This is a genomic window from Geminicoccus sp., from assembly GCF_035556675.1.
GTDB lineage: Bacteria > Pseudomonadota > Alphaproteobacteria > Geminicoccales > Geminicoccaceae > Geminicoccus.
This window is the reverse complement of record NZ_DATMFZ010000200.1, coordinates 1-16,915: the sequence shown is the minus strand read 5'-3', so window position 1 is coordinate 16,915 and position 16,915 is coordinate 1. Positions and strand designations below refer to the sequence as shown.

The 16,915-nt window shown below is 69.4% G+C and carries 10 protein-coding genes and 1 pseudogene; 5 read left to right on the top strand and 6 right to left on the bottom strand.

The features are described from left to right. Positions 1-13 precede the first annotated feature (13 nt). Complete coding sequence (locus VNS22_RS14530) at positions 14-4,873, bottom strand: PKD domain-containing protein (protein ID WP_325733605.1); 4,860 nt, start codon at positions 4,871-4,873, stop codon at positions 14-16. Between the two features lie 19 nt (positions 4,874-4,892). Continuing rightward, positions 4,893-7,238 (bottom strand): FecR domain-containing protein, encoded by a 2,346-nt coding sequence (locus VNS22_RS14525; RefSeq protein WP_325733603.1) that lies wholly within the window; start codon positions 7,236-7,238, stop codon positions 4,893-4,895. An 849-nt stretch (positions 7,239-8,087) separates the two neighbouring features. On the opposite strand from VNS22_RS14525, the gene xoxF5 reads away from it, so the two are divergent. The 3 genes from xoxF5 (at position 8,088) to VNS22_RS14510 (ending at position 11,388) form a co-directional block, all read left to right on the top strand. Further along, positions 8,088-9,908: a lanthanide-dependent methanol dehydrogenase XoxF5 gene (gene xoxF5 / locus VNS22_RS14520; protein WP_349261793.1), complete on the top strand. Its 1,821-nt coding sequence runs from the start codon at positions 8,088-8,090 to the stop codon at positions 9,906-9,908. Between the two features lie 74 nt (positions 9,909-9,982). Beyond that, positions 9,983-10,519 (top strand): c-type cytochrome, methanol metabolism-related, encoded by a 537-nt coding sequence (locus VNS22_RS14515; protein ID WP_325733599.1) that lies wholly within the window; start codon positions 9,983-9,985, stop codon positions 10,517-10,519. Beyond that, complete coding sequence (locus VNS22_RS14510; protein ID WP_325733597.1) at positions 10,519-11,388, top strand: substrate-binding domain-containing protein; 870 nt, start codon at positions 10,519-10,521, stop codon at positions 11,386-11,388. The genes VNS22_RS14515 and VNS22_RS14510 overlap by 1 nt, the downstream gene beginning before the upstream one ends. Positions 11,389-11,416: 28 nt before the next feature. Here VNS22_RS14510 and VNS22_RS14505 read toward each other — a convergent pair whose 3' ends face one another. Genes VNS22_RS14505 through VNS22_RS14495 form a run of 3 tightly spaced genes read right to left on the bottom strand, consistent with a single transcriptional unit; the run spans position 11,417 to position 14,077 of the window. Continuing rightward, the gene (locus VNS22_RS14505) at positions 11,417-12,433 is read right to left on the bottom strand and encodes an ABC transporter substrate-binding protein (protein ID WP_325733595.1); all 1,017 of its coding nucleotides are present in this window, start codon (positions 12,431-12,433) and stop codon (positions 11,417-11,419) included. A gap of 34 nt (positions 12,434-12,467) precedes the next feature. Beyond that, on the bottom strand, positions 12,468-13,256 hold the full coding sequence (locus VNS22_RS14500; RefSeq protein ID WP_325733593.1) for an ABC transporter permease: 789 nt from the start codon (positions 13,254-13,256) through the stop codon (positions 12,468-12,470). Continuing rightward, positions 13,253-14,077, bottom strand: a complete 825-nt coding sequence (locus VNS22_RS14495; protein WP_325733591.1) for an ABC transporter ATP-binding protein — start codon at positions 14,075-14,077, stop codon at positions 13,253-13,255. Before VNS22_RS14495 ends, VNS22_RS14500 begins: the two co-directional genes overlap by 4 nt. A gap of 107 nt (positions 14,078-14,184) precedes the next feature. On the opposite strand from VNS22_RS14495, the pseudogene VNS22_RS14490 reads away from it, so the two are divergent. Further along, positions 14,185-15,813, top strand: a pseudogene (locus tag VNS22_RS14490) (alpha-amylase family glycosyl hydrolase). Here VNS22_RS14490 and VNS22_RS14480 read toward each other — a convergent pair. Then, positions 15,810-16,163, bottom strand: a complete 354-nt coding sequence (locus VNS22_RS14480; protein ID WP_414653363.1) for a hypothetical protein — start codon at positions 16,161-16,163, stop codon at positions 15,810-15,812. The pseudogene VNS22_RS14490 and the gene VNS22_RS14480 overlap by 4 nt on opposite strands. Positions 16,164-16,355: 192 nt before the next feature. On the opposite strand from VNS22_RS14480, the gene gfa reads away from it, so the two are divergent. Then, positions 16,356-16,915: S-(hydroxymethyl)glutathione synthase (gene gfa / locus VNS22_RS14475; protein WP_325733587.1), on the top strand; the 560-nt coding region annotated here is incomplete at its 3' end.

Below are 16,915 nucleotides of genomic sequence, written 5' to 3'. Positions count from 1 at the left end.
GTCCTCCGGCCGGTCAGGGGCGGGCCTGGACACGGACCTCGACCTGCTCCACCGCCTGGCCGCAGGCGAGCCCGGTGCCGTCGCTGGCGGTCAGGCGCACCGGATAGACCCCGGGCTCCGCGAACCGGTGCCGCACCCTGTCGCCGGCCAGCACGCTGCCGTCGCCCAGCTCCCAGCGGAAGGTCAAAGGCGCGCCGTCCGGATGGCTGGAGCCGGAAGCATCCAGCAGCAGCCGGTCATGGGCGCCGCCGACGAACCCGGTGCGGTCGCCCGCAATCGCGACCACCGGCGTGGCGTTGACCCGGACCCGGGCGACGCTGGTGGCGGTGGCACAGCTCGAGCCGGAATCGTCGGTCACGGTCAGGCGCACGTCGTAGAGGCCGGGCTCGGTGAAACGGTGGCCGACCTCCGCCCCCTCGGCGGTGGTGCCGTCGCCGAAATCCCAGTGGTGGCGCACCAGCTTTCCGTCCCAGTCGACCGAGCCCCGGCCGTCGAACCGGACATCCTCGTCCGGGCAGACCAGCCGGTCCGGCCCGGCGATCGCGCGCGGCTGGCGGTTGACCCGGAACGGCAGCACCGCCTGGGCCTGCGCGTTCTTCAGGCCGCTGCGGTCGTCCACGGCCAGCGTCACCTCGTAGAGGCCGGGTGCCGCGAAGCTGTGGGTGACGTCACTGCCGGCAGCCGTGGCACCGTCGCCGAAGTTCCAGGCGAACTGGCCGAGCTCGCCGTCGCCATCCTTCGAGCCGCCGCCAAAGCGCAGCGGTTCGCCGGGACAGGCGGCGGCGGGGGCCGCGATCACCGGCTCCGGCTCGTGGTTGACCATGATCTCGGCCGTGTCGCTGGCCTGGCTGTTCGGCAGGCCCATGTCGTCGGTCACGGTCAGGGTGACGAGGTGGCGACCGCCCTTGCGGAAGCTGTGCCGCGCGTTGATCCCGCTGGCCGTGGTGCCGTCGCCGAAGTCCCACTGATAGGCGACGATCCCGCCGTCCGGATCGTGCGAGCCGCCGGCATCGAACAGGATCTCCTCGGCCACCGCGGCGGCCCGGTCCGGGCCGGCGTCGGCCACCGGCGGCGCGTTGACGGTGATCGGGTGGCTGGCGGTGATGGTGCTGCAGGCCTGGATCCCGCCCTCGGTCTCGAGGGTCAGCCGGGCCACGTAGCTGCCGGCCTTGGCGTAGCGATGCTCGACCATCGGGCCGGTGGCGGTCTCCCCGTCGCCGAACGCCCATTGCCAGCCCGTGATGCGGCCGACCGCGGTGGTGGAGGCACTGGCATCGAAGCGCATCGCAGCACCCGCCCCCACCCGGTCGGGTGCCGCGATCCGTGCCGCCGGCGCATCCACCACCCGCACCTTCATCTCGTCGGTATTGGTGCTGGCGCACTGGCCGAGATCGTCGCCGTCGATGGTCAGCATGACCCGGTACTCGCCAGGCTTGCTGAACACATGGACCGGCCGCTCGCCGCCGCCCGTGCTGCCGTCGCCGAAATCCCAGGTGAAGCGGTTGACCACCCCGTCCGCGTCGCGCGACCGGGAGCCGTCGAACACCACTTCCGACCCGGCGCAGGCGAGCTGGTCGGGCCCGGCATCCGCGATCGGCGATTCGGTGACCCGGACCAGCACGCGGTCGGTGTGATGGTTGGCGGCAAAGCCGGAATCGTCGGAGACCGTGAGCGTCACCGGGTAGACCGCACCGGTCAGGTAGGTCTTGGTCGGGTTGACGATGTCGGCACCGGTCCCGTCGCCGAAATCCCACCGGTAGCGGAGCACGCCGCCTTCCGGGTCCTGCGAGCGGCTGGCGTCGAACACCATGATGTCGCCGGCACAGGCCTCGCGGTTGCCCCCCGCATCGGCCACGGGCGGACGGTCGATGGTGATGGTGATTCCCGCCACCGCCCTGGCGTTGCCGAGCCCGGTGCCGTCGTCGACGGTGAGCAGCACCGGATAGACGCCGCCCTCCGCATAGGTATGGGCGACCTGAATGCCGCCCACCGGCGGGGAGCCGTCGCCGAAGTCCCAGAGATAGACCAGGGGGTCGCCATCAGCGTCGGCGGACAGGGAGGCGTCGAACCGGACCGTGTTGTCCGAGGCGAACTGATCCTGGCCGGCATGGGCGACCGGCTGGTGGTTGATCCGGATGACGACCTCGTCCTGGTCGCTGCCGTTGGCGGCGCCACTGCCGTCCGAGACGGTCAGCCGGGCGCCGTAGACGCCGGGCTCGGGGTAGCTGCGGGTCGCCCTCGGCTCGGCCGCCGGCTCCGATGCGTCGCTGAACTCCCAGCGATAGCCCTCGATCCGGCCGTCCGGATCGAAGGAGTTGCCGCCGTCCAGCACGACCGGGTCGCCCGGTGCCGCCAGCACGTCCGGGCCGGCCTTGGCGATCGGCCGGGCATTGATCACGACCTTCGCCTTGTCGAAGTCGATCGCGTCCGGCTGGCCGGTATCGTCCTGGACGAGGAGCTGCACGTCATAGACGCCGGCTGCCATGAAGCGGTGGGTGACTTCCTCCCCTGAGGCAGTACTGCCGTCCTTGAACTCCCAATGATAGGTGGCGATGTCGCCGTCCGGGTCGATCGAGCCGGATCCTGAGAAGCGTAGTTCCTGGCCGGGCGCACCCAGCAGGTCCGGGCCGGCATCGGCGATCGGCGCCTGGTTGACCGTGACCTGCAGCGTGTCGCCGGCACTGCTGCGCAGCGTGCCGGAATCGTCGGTGACGGTGAGCCGGACCGGATAGCGGCCAGGTGCCTGATAGACATGGACCGGCGCCGGCCCCTCGCCGGTGGCACCGTCGCCGAACGCCCAGAGATAGCGGACGATCTGCCCGTCCGGGTCGACCGAGCCGCTGCCGTCGAAGCGGACCTCGCTCGCGGTGATCAGCTGGTCGGGGCCGGCCTCGGCCACGGGCGGGGCATTGACCGTGACGATGAGCCGGTCGCTGGCCTGGCTGGTGGCGCTGGCCGAATCGTCGGTGACGGTGAGCGTCACCTCGTAGGTGCCGGGGCGGTCATAGGCATAGCGCACCACCTGGCCCTGGCCCCTGCCCCCGCCGCCGAAATCCCACTCGTAGCGGACCAGCCGGCCGTCGCGGTCCGTCGAGCCGCTGCCGTCGAAGGTCAGGACCTCGCCGATCGCGGCCCTGCGGCTCTCGCCCGCCACCGCCACCGGCGGGTCGTTGACCAGGATCTGCGTCGTGGCGCTGGTCCGGCTGTTGGCGAGCCCGGCGGCATCCGTCACCGCCAGCGTCACCGTATAGCTGCCGGGCTCGGCATAGTCGTGCTCGACCACCGGCCCGCTGGCCCGGGTGCCGTCGCCCAGGTCCCAGGCCCAGTCCTGCACCTCCCCGTCCACGTCGAACGAGCGGCTGCCGTCCAGCCGGACCAGCTCGCCCGCCGCGACGTGCCGGTCCGGGCCCGGCACCGCCACCGGCGGCGCGTTGACCTGGACCACCAGCTGGTCGGCCGAGCTGTCGCAGGCACCCGGCTGGTCGTCATGGACCGTCAGGGTCACGACATAGGCGCCGGAGCGCTCGAAGACCTGCGATGGCGCAGGTCCTTCCGCCCGACCGCCGTCCTGGAAGTCCCAGTCATAGCCCGCGATCGGGCGGTCGCCCGGCCGGGAGGCCTGGCCGTCGAAGCGCACCTCGGTGCCGGGCGCCACCACCATGTCGGCGCCAGCGTCGGCTGTGGGCGGGCGCTTGACCGTCACCTCGAATGGCAGGGCCGCACCGTTGCCGACCTGGTCCGAGCCGTCCCGCACGCGCAGCACGCCCCGATAGATGCCGGGGCCGGGATAGCGGTGGACGATGGCCTCGCCCGAGGCGGCGGTGCCGTCGCCGAACTCCCAGGCGAAGTCCAGCCTGCCCCCGTCCGGATCGGCGGAGCGCCCGGCATCGAAGGCGATGGCCGAGCAGTCGGCCAGCGGCGCATGGTCCACGGCCGGCAGGGGCCGCTGGTTGGGCAGCGCCGCCCTGGCCGGCAGGTGCAGCGGCAGCGCCCGGCCATCCTGGTCCTGCAGCGACAGGGTCAGGTCGTTGGGCATTTCCTGGCCGCCGGACAGGACCAGGGCCGCCAGGCCGCCCCGCTCCTCCGCGAGCAGCTCGACCGTGTCCGTCTGCCATTCGTCCTGCCCGGACGGTGCCAGCTCGACCGTGCGGTAGGTGCTGGTGAACGCGAGCTGACCTGCCGCCGCGTCGAAATTGCCGATCGTGAGCCGCTCGGCATCGGCCGGGATGGCGAACTCCAGCAGGGTGGCGCGCTCCTGGTCGGGGATACGCACCGTGGGGGCCAGGTCCTCGACCAGCAGCCCTTCGGGCGGTGCCTCGCGCCGGTCGCGCAGGCTGAGCGTCGCCAGAAACCCGTTGCCGTCGTCCCCTGCGAGCCCGGCCACTTCCAGGCGGAACACGTAGCGGCCATCGACATGGTCGCCGGCATCGGCCGCAAAACGCGTGAGCGTCCGCCAGGCATCGTCCGCCGCGGCGTCCTCGCCGAAGATCGCTTCGGCCAGCAGCATGCCGGCAGCGCCCGCCTCGTCGCCCGGTGCGGCAGGTGGTCCGGCAGCACCCTTGCCGCCATAGATCCGGTAGCGGACCTGGGTGTCCCAGCCGGATCCGTAGCGGGTGTCGTGGGCCCCGCCGGCATCGGCGTCATGAACCCGCAGGAACAGAGGCCCGGTGACGCTGTCCGGGACGCTCAGATGGATCACCTCCTGATAGTCCTGATCGCCCTCGGCGGTGCGCGCCGCAGGGCCATAGACCACCGAGAGCGGCTCCGCCGCCGCGGCCGGCCCGGCGAGGCCGGCCGAGAAACAGAAGGGACCCAGGAGGCACAGGGCCAGGGGGCAGGGCCGCAGCTTCGGCCAGCGGGCAGCTTGCTTCATGTCCCCCTCCCCAACGGCCTCAGCGGCCCAGCGAAAACCGCGCCTTGTTGCCGGCGTAATCCTCGATCTCGACTTCCCGCAGCTCGGCCGGCCCGGCCGCGTCCGGCGGCAGCAGCACGGTGGCGGCATAGGTGCCGGGCGTACCGCCGAGCTCCAGGAACCCGCGATGCTCGACACCCGCCACGCGCAGCCGCACCGGCGCCAGCTGGCGCAGCCCCGACTCATCGCGCGCCTGGACCTCCACCTGCACCGGCTGGCCGGCCTCCACCCGTTGCGGGCTCACCCGGTAGCCGACCAGCTCCGGAGCCTGCTGATCGAGCCGGACCTCGAAGTTCGCCACCCGGACATTGCCCACGAGATCGGTGGCCTCCAGCCGGAGCCGGTTGAGCCCGGGCACCAGCGTCACGGTCTGGTCGAAGCCGTCGTCGAGCAGCTGGACCGGCTGGCCGTTCAGGCTCAGCTCGACCGCCCCTTCTGCCCGGCCGCGCAGGGGCAGCCACTTCACCGCGGTGATAGTGGGCGGCGGCAGGTCGAGTTCGATCGATGGCGGGTCGCGGTCGAGGCTGACGGTGATGCCGTCCCGGCTGGTGCGGCCCGAGCGCTGCACCAGCTCGATGTCGTACTCGGTCGTGCCGCCCGTCACCGGCACGTTCAGGGTGAAGCGGCCGTTCCCGTCGGCATAGGTGGCCTCGCGCAGGGGCAGACCTTCCGCCCGCAGCAGCAGCCTGGCGCCGGGCAGGGTGCTGCCCGTGAGGGACACCACGTCCTGGCGGGTGACGAAGTGCCTGGACGAGAGCTGCGGCAGGCCGGCATCGAAACGCAGCATGTCCGCCTCGTCCGGCACGAAGCGGTAGGCGCGCAGGCGCTCGGTGACGTTGCCAGCGGGATCGGTCGCCTGAAGGCGGATCTGGCCGTCGCCCGGTGTCAGCGCGACCTCGGTGGCGAACGTGCCGTCGCCGGCCACCGCCACCGGCTGGCCTGCCACCAGGAGCCGGGCGCCCGGCTCGGTCTGCCCGCGCACCGGCACCGGCGAGCGGGCAAGCGTCGCATGTTCCGTTGGCTCGGTGATCACGAGGAAGGGCGGGGCCTGGTCGACCCGGACATGGAAGCGCCAGGTGGCGCCGCGCTCGCCCGGCAGGCCGAACCTGTCCAGGGCGGCGACCCGCCAGTAATAGGTGCCGACCGGCAGTTCGCCCGTGGCGAAGCCCGTGTCCTTGAGCCCCCAGCGGCTGAGCTGCATCCGCTGGAAGCCCGGGTCGTGCGCCAGCTCCAGCCAGTAGCCGGCCGCGTCCTCGACCGGCGCCCAGCGCAGGCCGACATCGGCGGTGACGGTCTGGCCGTTGTCCGGGGGTGCCAGCAGCTCGGTCGCGGCACGGATCCCGACCTTCTCGCTCGGCCGCTGCCCGGTACGCACCAGGGTCGCCTCGTTGCGGCCTAGCGCCACCTCCCTGCCATTGGCCGCGACGCGCAGCACCCCCTCGTCGTAATTGGTGAACTTGGAGCCGCTGCCGTCGTGGCGGACCCAGAAGCTGCGCGACTGGACGTCGGTCTCCACCTCCGGCACCTGCAATTCGAAGCGCTTGCGCGGGCCCTGGCCGCTCAGCAGGGCATAGAAGTCGCCCTCGACCAAGCTGACCCTGGCCTCCTCGGTGCGGCTGAGCGGGTCGGTGCGCATCCGCCGGATCACCGCCTGCGAGTTGGCGTTCAGGCGCAGCCGGCTGTCGTCGCGGAACGTGATCTGGGCGGACGAGCGCGACAGCGTCCGCACCCTCTCCTCCTCGATCAGGATCGCGTCATGGTCCCGGTCCGACCAGACCAGCTCCTGCGGCGTGCGGCCCTCCACCCTGCCCTCGCGATCGGTCAGCCGCGCCTCGGCCGGGCTGTCGCGCCCGGCCGCCACCAGCTGCATGGCCGCGGAAGCAGCCTGCCTGGCCTCGCCGGCAGCAGCCACAGCGCCGGCCCAGTCACCCGCCTTGCGCCGGGCGACGCCCGCATCATAGCTGGCGATCCCCTGCTCGATCTCATCCGGCGCGAACAGGCGGGCACCTGCGGCCGTGGCCCTCTGGATCGCCGCCAGCGCCTGGCCCAGCGCCCGGTCGGCCGCGGCGATCGCCCCGGCCGGGATCACCAGCTCCATGCCCGGGCGCACGTCGGCGGGCGAGCGCAACTCGTTGGCGCGCAGGATCTCAGTCCAGAGATCGGGATCGCCCAGCTCCGCCTGGGCGATATCGCGCAGGCTCTGCCCGTCCTGCACCCGGACCGTGGTTTCCTGGCCCCCGGTCTCCTGAGCACTGCCCGCCCCCGCGTTCGCCTGCGCGGCCATGACCAGGAAGCCGGTCAGCAGGCAGCACCGCGCGCTAGCCACCTTCCGTCACCGTGGCGGCCACCGTCGCCGGCGGCACCGCTCCCCCGCTGGTAATCCCGATCGTCACGATCTCCCGGCTTTTTCGCTATGCAGTGGCCGGATGGACCGGATCGCCCCCGGCCCAGGGAATAATCAATGATCAATGTGCGATAATCTAGCCGCCATGGCGTATTGCAACAAGAAACTTGCCGCAAGGGCCCCGGTTGGCCGACTTCATCTGCCCATGGACCAGCCGCTCGCTGGAGCTATAATCAGCATCATTATTGCAATATATCCGGCATCTGAAGTGATACTTTTGCAATCGTCATTCCCGATCATGTCGACAGAAAGACGGCCGCGACTGCGGCATCCAACAACCTTCGATAATCCGGCGGACCAGAGCATCGAGTCCCGGCACAAGTTCAGTTCGCTCCACTATTTCCAGTGATCGTGTTGTTGTTTGGGGCCGGATGTTGTCCACAGAGCAGCAGGGCAGCCCCAGGGGATGCGACAAGTCGACCGCCCGACCGATGCTGAAAGTGGTTGCCAATGCACTGGGACGTCCCGCGCCGCAACTCCGGTGCAAGCGCAGCAAACGCTTGAACTTTGCGCTCCAACCCGGTCTCGCCCAAAGTGATTGCGTCAGATAGGTGGCTTGGCTAGCCTCGAAGCGGCGTTACGGACGACTTGCCTAGGACTCGATCCTCCACGCAAGTCATCCAATAGTTCCAAGAACAACCAAGACAAAAAGGAGGCATGGAGGAAACAAGGCACAGCCCCAGGCAAGGTCCCTATCTAACGACTGGGCCCGGCGCGCCGAACACGGTAGTTGTCGCCTTATCAAAAGAAACTACAGGGAAGGCCAGATCTATGCGTCGTTTTACGATCGCGGCACTCGCGGGCGTTGCATCATTCGTAACGGTTGCCGCCAGTGCAAATGAAGAACTCGCCAAGATGGCTGAGAACCCCAAGAACTGGGTCATGCCGACCGGCGACTTCGCCAACACCCGTTATTCGGCTCTCGATCAGATCACGGCGGAAAACGTCGACCGACTGCAGGTGGCCTGGACCTTTTCCACGGGCGTGCTGCGCGGGCACGAAGGTGGGCCGCTCATCATCGACGGCGTCATGTATGTCCACACGCCGTTCCCGAACAATGTCTACGCGCTCGACCTGAACAATGACGGCCGGATCCTGTGGCGCTACGAGCCGCGCCAGGACCCGTCGGTGATCCCGGTCATGTGCTGCGACACGGTCAATCGCGGCGTGGCCTATGGCGATGGCAAGATCATCCTGAACCAGGCCGACACCACGGTGGTGGCGCTCGACGCCAAGACCGGCGAGGTGGTGTGGACCGCCAAGAACGGTGATCCCAGCAAGGGCGAGACCGCCACCGCCGCCCCCTTCGTGGTCAAAGACAAGGTGCTGATCGGCATCTCGGGCGCCGAGTTCGGCGTGCGCGGCCACATGACCGCCTACAACCTGTCCGACGGCAAGATCGCCTGGCGCGCCTACTCGGTGGGTCCCGACGAGGAGATGCTGGTCGACCCGGAGAAGACCACCGAGCTCGGCAAGCCGATCGGCAAGGATTCCAGCCTGAACAGCTGGGAAGGTGACCAGTGGAAGATCGGCGGCGGCACCACCTGGGGCTGGACCTCCTATGACCCCGAGCTGAACCTGATCTATTACGGCACCGGCAATCCCTCGACCTGGAACCCGTCGCAGCGGCCGGGCGACAACAAGTACTCGATGACGATCTTCGCCCGCGACCCCGACACAGGTCAGGCCAAGTGGCTCTATCAGATGACGCCCCACGACGAGTGGGACTATGACGGCGTCAACGAGATGATCCTGGCCGATCTCGACTTCGACGGCGCGCAGCGCAAGGCGCTGGTCCACATGGACCGCAACGGCTTCGGCTACACGCTGGACCGCGAGACCGGTGAGCTCCTGGTCGCCAAGAAGTACGACCCGGTGGTCAACTGGGCGACCGAAGTCGACATGGATAAGAACTCGCCGACCTACGGGCGGCCGAAGGTCGATCCGAAGTACTCGACCCATCAGGCGGGCGAGGACACCAACGTCACCGGCATCTGCCCGGCGGCGCTCGGATCGAAGGACCAGCAGCCGGGCTCCTATTCCCCGGACACCGGCCTGTTCTACATCCCGACCAACCATGTCTGCATGGACTACGAGCCCTACCGGGTGAGCTACACCGCGGGCCAGCCCTATGTCGGTGCCACGCTCTCCATGTACCCGCCCAAGGGCGAGAACCGGATGGGCAACTTCATCGCCTGGGACGCCACCAAGGGTGAGATCGTCTGGTCGGTGCCCGAGCAGTTCTCGGTCTGGTCGGGCGCGCTCTCGACCAAGGGCGGCGTGGTCTTCTACGGGACGCTGGAAGGCTATCTGAAGGCGGTCGACGCCAAGACCGGCAAGGAACTGTACAAGTTCAAGACGCCGTCCGGGATCATCGGCAACGTCACCACCTATGAGCACGACGGCAAACAGTATGTCGCGGTGCTCTCGGGTGTCGGTGGCTGGGCGGGCATCGGCCTGGCGGCCGGCCTGACCGAGCCCACCGCCGGCCTGGGTGCGGTCGGCGGCTATGCCGCGCTCAGCGACTATACGGCACTGGGCGGCCAGCTCACCGTGTTCGGCCTGCCCGACCAGGTGACCTCGGCGAACTGATCCCCACGCAAGATAGCGGGCCGGCTGCCAAGCCGGCCCGTTCCGTTTCGCTCCAAGGAGGAAAACTTTTGGCGATGGCTCACGGTGTAAGGGTCCTCTGCGCGCTGGCGCTCGCCCTGGTGTCTGGCCTGGCGCTGGCCCAGGACGGGCCGGCGAAGAAGGACGGGGCGGGCGATCCGACGGCTGTCAGCGAGGACAGCGGCAAGTGGTTCGACGCCGATGGCAACCCGACCTTCAAGGTCGAGGAAGACGGCACGGTCGACTGGTACACCTATTCCGGATTTCGCCGCTATCACGCCGAGTGCCATGTCTGCCACGGGCCGGCCGGCGACGGTTCGACCTATGCACCGGCGCTGACCAAGTCGCTCCGGGCCATCAGCTATACCGACTTCATGGACGTCGTGGTGAACGGCCGGACCAACGTGTCGTCCGCCCAGGAGAACGTCATGCCGGCGTTCGGCACCAACCCGAACGTGATGTGCTACCTCGACGACATCTACATCTATCTGCGTGCCCGGGCGAACGGGGCGGTGGACCGGGTGCGGCCCCCCAAGCGCGCCGACAAGCCCGACGCGTTCACGGAGGCGGAAGCGGCCTGCATGGGGCACTGATGCGACCTGTCACGATGCATGGCTTGGCCGCGGCACTCCTGGCGGTCCTGCTGCTGGGCTCGCCAACTCTGCCCGCCGCTGCGCAGGACGGCCTGCCGGACAGCGCCGACCTGTCGCTGGAGCTGATCGACCCCGAGTTCCTGCGGGTCTGTGCCGATCCGAACAACCTGCCGTTCTCGAACCAGCAGGGCGAGGGCTTCGAGAACGAGATCGCCGAGCTGCTCGCGGAAAAGCTCGGCAAGCAGGTGGACTATACCTGGTTCCCGCAGGTCACCGGCTTCGTCCGCAACACGCTGGGCGCCCACAAGTGCGATGTGATCATCGGCTACCCGCAAGGCGACGAGATCGTCCAGAACACCAACCCCTACTACCGGACGAGCTATGCCCTGGTCTTCGTGCCCGGCAAGGGCCTGGACGGGATCGAATCCCTGGCCGACCCGCGCCTAGCCGAGGCGAAGATCGGCGTGGTCGCCGGCACCCCGCCGGGTGACCACCTGGTCCGCCACGGCCTGATCGACCAGGTCCGCTCCTACCCGCTCCTGGTGGACACGCGGGTCGATTCGGCGGCCCGCTCGATGGTCCAGGACCTCCAGGCCGGCACGATTGATGTCGGGATCCTCTGGGGCCCGATGGCCGCCCACTATGCCCGGACCGTCGACCCGGAGCTGCGGATGGTGCCGCTCCTCCAGGAGCCGGACCGTCCGCGCCTGATCTACAACATCACCATGGGCGTGCGCGCTTCCGACCAGGAATGGAAACGGGCGCTCAACCGGCTGATCCGCGCCAACCAGAAGGAGATCGACGCGATCCTGCTGGACCACGGCGTGCCGCTCCTGGACCAGCGCAACCGGCCGATCACCGCGCCATGACCGGCGCGGTGCGGCCGGCCCGCCCGCGCTAGCTGGCTGCCTTGACGAACCGGTCGGTGAAGGTCTTGCCCAGGTCGATCTCGGCGCTCGCGAGCTCGGGATCGAACTGCCTGAGCATATTGTAGGCGCTCTCCATGCCCTCGGGCGGGATGATCCCGGTCCGGCTGTAGGTTTCCTTGCTGGCCGCGACCGCGCGCAGATAGAGGTCCTTGTCGCCCAGGTAATAGGCCTCGGGCACCGTTGCCACGACGTCCTCGGGCGTGGCCTTGGCCAGCCAGTCCAGCGCCTGCTTGAACGCGTTCACCAACGCCTGGACCGTGTTCGGATTGGCCTCGATGAAGTCGGTCTTCAGATAGACCACCGCGGCCGGGTTGGAGCCGCCGAAGATCTCCCGAGTGCCGGCCTCGGTGCGCGAATCGGCCAGGATCGTGATGGCGTCGTCGGATTCCAGCTTGGAGATCACCGGGTCCAGGTTGGAGATCGCCTCGATCTCGCCCTGCTGCATCGACGCCACTGCGCTGAGCCCCGCCCCCACCCCGATGAACGCCGCCTGCTGCGGGTCGGCCCCCGCCTTGGCCATCAGGTAGTTGACGAAGAAGTTGGTCGACGAGCCGGGCGCCGTCACCCCGACCTTGCGCCCGGCGAGATCGGCGGGCGACCTGATCTCGCCGGCCAGTTCCTTCTTCACTCCCAGCACGATCCCGGGGAAGCGGCCGAGCTCGATGACCGCCTGGATGGGCTGGCCCTTGGCCTGCATGCGGATGGTATGCTCGTACGCCCCGGTCACCACATCCACCGAGCCGCCGATCAGCGCCTGCAGCGACTTGGCCCCGCCGCCGAAGTCGTTGATCGTGACGTTCAGCCCCTGCTCCTCGAAGAAGCCCTTCTGCTCGGCGATGGTGAGCGGCAGGTAGTAGAGCAGCGGCTTGCCGCCGACGCCCAGCGCGATCGTGGCCTGTTCGGGCGCGGCCGCGCGCGCCGGCGCCAGACGGAAGGCGGCGGCGCCGGCCAGGGCGGCACCCAGTATCGTTCTGCGGGTCGTCATCAGCCTGTTCCCCGATTCTTGGTTGCTGGTCTCGTCAGCTGGTGGCGGTCACCGGTGCGGGCCGCCACACCAGCAGCCGCTTCTCGATTGCTGTGACCACCGCGTCGAGCAGGATCACGAACACGGTCAGCACCAGCATGCCGGAGAACACCCCGGTCACGTCAAACACGCTCTCCGCCTGCTGGATCTTGTAGCCGAGCCCGCCGGCCGAGCCGAGATACTCGCCCACCACGGCACCCACGAGCGCAAAACCCACCGAGGTGTGCAGCGACGAGAACATCCAGGTGAGCGCTGCCGGCCAGTAGACGTGGCGCATCAGCTGGCGCTCGTTCATGCCAAGCATCCGGGCATTGGCCAGCACGGTCGGACTGACCTCGCGCACGCCCTGGTAGACGTTGAAGAACACGATGAAGAACACGAGCGTGAACCCCAGCGCCACCTTCGACCAGATGCCGAGCCCGAACCAGAGCGCGAAGATCGGCGCCAGCACGACCCGCGGCAGCGCGTTGGCCGCCTTGACGTAGGGGTCGAACACCGCGGCCAGCATCGCCCGGCGGGCAAAGGCGAAGCCCAGCAGGATCCCGCCCGTGGCGCCGGTGGCGAACGCCAGCACGGTCTCCAGCAGCGTGATGCCGAGATGGCGCCAGAGTTCGCCGCCCGCCAGGTCCTTCCAGGTGCGCGCCAGCACGTCCAGGGGCGTGGAGAAGAAGAACGGGTCGAGCAGCTTGCGCCCGCCGATCGGCACGGTGGTCAGCACATGCCACAGGACGAGGAAGGCCAGCGCCACCAGGAACTGGAGGGCCAGGAGGACGGCACGGTTCATGGTGCCGCCTCGCCCTGGACATAGGCGCGCTGCACCTCGGCCCGCAGCGAGCCCCAGATCGACCGGTGGATGGCGTGGAATTCAGGGTCGAGCCGGATCTCGGCGATGTCGCGCGGCCTAGCCAGCGGCACCGGATAATCGCCCACCAGGCCGGCCGCCGGCCCGGCGGACATCACGATCACCCGGTCGGCGAGCGCGATCGCCTCCTCCAGGTCGTGGGTCACGAACAGCACGGCCTTGCGGTCGGCCGCCCACAGGTCGAGCAGGAGGTTGCCCATGATCTGCCGGGTCTGGGCATCGAGCGGCCCGAACGGCTCGTCCATCAAGAGGATCTCCGGGTCGCGGATCAGCATCTGGGCGAGGGCCACGCGCTTGCGCTGCCCGCCGGAGAGCATGTGCGGATAGCGGTCGGCAAAGCCGCGCAGCCCCACCCGGCCGAGCCAGTCCCGGGCGCGCGTTCTGGCCTCGCCGCGCCCGACCCCGGCCGGCTCCAGCGCCACCGCGACATTGTCCAGCGCGGTCTTCCACGGCATCAGCGCGTCCTGCTGGAACAGGTAGCCCGCCCGGCGATTGAGGCCCGCGAGCTGCGTGCCGAAGATCCGCACCGCGCCGGCCGAGGGCTGGAGCAGGCCGGCCGCGGCATTGAGCAGGGTCGACTTGCCGCAGCCGGTGGGCCCGACGATCGCGACGAACTCGCCCGGCGCCACCTGCAGGTCGATGCCCTGCACCGCCCGATAGGTCGACCGGTCGCTCAGGGTGAAGGCGATCGCGATGCCTGCCAGCTCGACCGCTGGCGCGCCTGCGTCCCGAGAACCCGTCATGCGCCTCCCCGTGGCTGGAGTCCTGGTTATGCCGGGGCGGCCGGGGCGCGCAAGCCCGGCCCCTGGGAACGACGGGCCAGGCCCGGTACTTCGGACCAGGGCGGCCCATGCCGCAGGGAGGCGGTCGAGTGGTGCAGAACGCGCTGGCGGATCATGCCTGGTGGCAGCACGGGGTCGTCTACCAGATCTATCCGCGCTCGTTCCAGGATGGGAACGGCGACGGGATCGGCGACCTCCCGGGCATCGTCCGGCGGCTGGACCATCTGGAGGCGCTGGGGGTCGACGCCATCTGGCTCTCGCCGATCTACCCCTCGCCCATGGCGGACTTCGGCTATGACGTGACCGACCATTGCGCGATCGACCCCGTGTTCGGCACGCTGGAGGATTTCGACCGGCTGGTCGAGGCGGTGCATGCGCGGGGCCTGCGCCTGATCCTCGACTATGTCCCGAACCACACCTCCGACCGCCATCCCTGGTTCGTGGCGAGCCGGGCATCGCGCCGCTCGGATCGGCGCGACTGGTATGTCTGGCACGATCCCGCACCGGATGGCGGGCCGCCCAACAACTGGCAGAGCGAGTTCGGCGGCCCGGCCTGGAGCCTCGATCCGGCCACCGGCCAGTACTACTACCACGCCTACCTGCCCGAGCAGCCCGACCTGAACTGGCGCCACCCCGGCGTGCGCGACGCGATGCTGGACGTGCTGCGCTTCTGGTTCGAGCGCGGGGTGGACGGGTTCCGGGTGGATGCGATCCACCACCTGATCGAGGACGAGGAACTGCGGGACAACCCGCCCAACCCCGACTGGCGTCCGGGCATGTCGCCGGCCAGGCGGGTGCTGCGCACCCACACCATGGACCAGCCCGAGGTGCACGAGGCGATCATGGCGATGCGCCGGGTGGCGGACGCTTTCGGCGACCGGGTGATGATCGGCGAGGCCTACCTGTCGATCGACCGGCTGATGGCCTATTACGGCAGCGACCTGTCCGGCTTCCAGCTCCCCTTCAACTTCCACCTGATCGCCACCCCCTGGTAGCCCACCGCGATCGCCACGCTGATCGATGCCTACGAGGCGGCCCTGCCGAAGGGCGGCTGGCCGAATTGGGTGCTGGGCAACCATGACCGCTCGCGGCTGGCGAGCCGGCTGGGCCGGGACCAGGTGCGGATCGCCGCCATGCTGCTGCTGACCCTGCGCGGCACGCCCACGATCTACCAGGGCGAGGAGATCGGCATGAGCGACGTGCCGATCCCGCCCGAGCAGGTGCAGGACCCGTGGGAGCGCAACGTGCCGGGCCTGGGGCTGGGGCGCGACCCGGTGCGCACGCCGATGCAATGGGACGGCTCGGCCCATGCCGGCTTCTCCCCTGCCCCGCCATGGCTGCCGGTGGCCCACGACCATGCCACGGTGAACGTGGCGAGCCAGGCGGCCGATCCCCGCTCGGTGCTGGCGCTCTACCAGGCACTCTTGAGCCTGCGCCGCGCCCGGCCGGCCCTGTCGATCGGCAGCTATCAGCCGTTCGCCGCCGACATGGCAGTGCTGGCCTATGCGCGGCGCTACGGAAACGAGCAGTTGCTCGTGGCGCTGAACTTCGGCGGCACGGTGGCGACGCTGCGCCATGTCCGGCCAGGGCGGCTGCTGCTCTCCACCGGGCTCGACCGCGGCGGCCAGACGATCCGTGACAGGCTGGAACTGCGCCCGAACGAGGGCTGCATCCTCGAGATCGGGAGCCTGGCCTAGAAGCAGCGCACCTCGGCCTCGGCCTGGGCACGGCGCAAGGCGTCGATCGCGGCCTGGGCCTGCTCGTTTGAGCGGAACACTGCCGCCCGCTCGCCGGTCACCTGCGCCATGCTCATGAAGGTCTCGGCCGTGACGTAGCGCTCGTAGGGCAAGAGCGTCGCGATCACGTCGATCGAGCAGGAGCAGCGGTCCAGGCTGTCCCGGGTCTCGCCGTTCGCCTTCATGCAGCCGAACACGTAGTCGACGCGGGTGTTGGTCGGGTAGTCCTCGCCGCTGTCGGTCTGCCCGGGCATGGCCGGCCAGATCGCGAGCAGGGCGAGCAGGCCGGCCGCCCGGACCCGATGGATCATCGTCATGGTGGCTCCTCCGATGCTCACGGCAGAGGGCTGGCCTCTGCCCCGTCCGGTCAAGTCCCGACCGATGCAGTCAGCTTGTGATGATCGACAATAGGTACGATCTTTGGCAAGACAGTTCACTGACCACAGCGCGCCAATCCGGCGACGACCCAGAAGAAACAGGAGCTGCGGTCAGGGAGAAGGCTCATGGCTTCGATCTCGCTCCATCCTGCCATCGACCAGGGGATCCGACAGGGCACCCCGAATTTCGCCGGCGGCACACTGGTCTGCGCCTGCACCGACCGGCCGGTCACCGTCCGGATCAACTCCCAGGTCCTGCACAACCATGCCTGCGGCTGCACCAAGTGCTGGAAGCCGGCGGGCGCCATGTTCTCCATCGTGGGCGTCGTCCCGGAGGACAAGGTCGAGGTCACCGCGAACGGCGACAAGCTCAAGGTGGTCGACCCCTCGGCGCTGATCCAGCGCCATGCCTGCACCTCCTGCGGCGTGCACATGTACGGGCCGATCGAGAAGGAGCATGCCTTCAAGGGCCTGGCCTTCATCCATACCGAGCGCTCCAGGGACCAGGGCTGGGCGGCTCCCGAGTTCGCCGCGTTCGTTTCCTCCGTGATCGAAGCGGGCACCAAGCCGAGCGACATGCCGGCGGTGCGCGCCCGGCTGAAGGAACTGGGCCTGGAGCCCTATGACTGCCTGTCACCGCCGCTGATGGATGCGCTGGCGATCTATGCGGCCCGCAAGGCCGGCAC

Coding starts and splice junctions, on each gene's coding strand:
- VNS22_RS14530 (WP_325733605.1), bottom strand. CDS start 4,873: ATGAAGCAAGCTGCCCGCTGGCCGAAGCTGCGGCCCTGCCCCCTGGCC.
- xoxF5 (WP_349261793.1), top strand. CDS start 8,088: ATGCGTCGTTTTACGATCGCGGCACTCGCGGGCGTTGCATCATTCGTA.
- VNS22_RS14515 (WP_325733599.1), top strand. CDS start 9,983: ATGGCTCACGGTGTAAGGGTCCTCTGCGCGCTGGCGCTCGCCCTGGTG.
- VNS22_RS14510 (WP_325733597.1), top strand. CDS start 10,519: ATGCGACCTGTCACGATGCATGGCTTGGCCGCGGCACTCCTGGCGGTC.
- VNS22_RS14505 (WP_325733595.1), bottom strand. CDS start 12,433: ATGACGACCCGCAGAACGATACTGGGTGCCGCCCTGGCCGGCGCCGCC.
- VNS22_RS14500 (WP_325733593.1), bottom strand. CDS start 13,256: ATGAACCGTGCCGTCCTCCTGGCCCTCCAGTTCCTGGTGGCGCTGGCC.
- VNS22_RS14495 (WP_325733591.1), bottom strand. CDS start 14,077: ATGACGGGTTCTCGGGACGCAGGCGCGCCAGCGGTCGAGCTGGCAGGC.
- VNS22_RS14480 (WP_414653363.1), bottom strand. CDS start 16,163: ATGATCCATCGGGTCCGGGCGGCCGGCCTGCTCGCCCTGCTCGCGATC.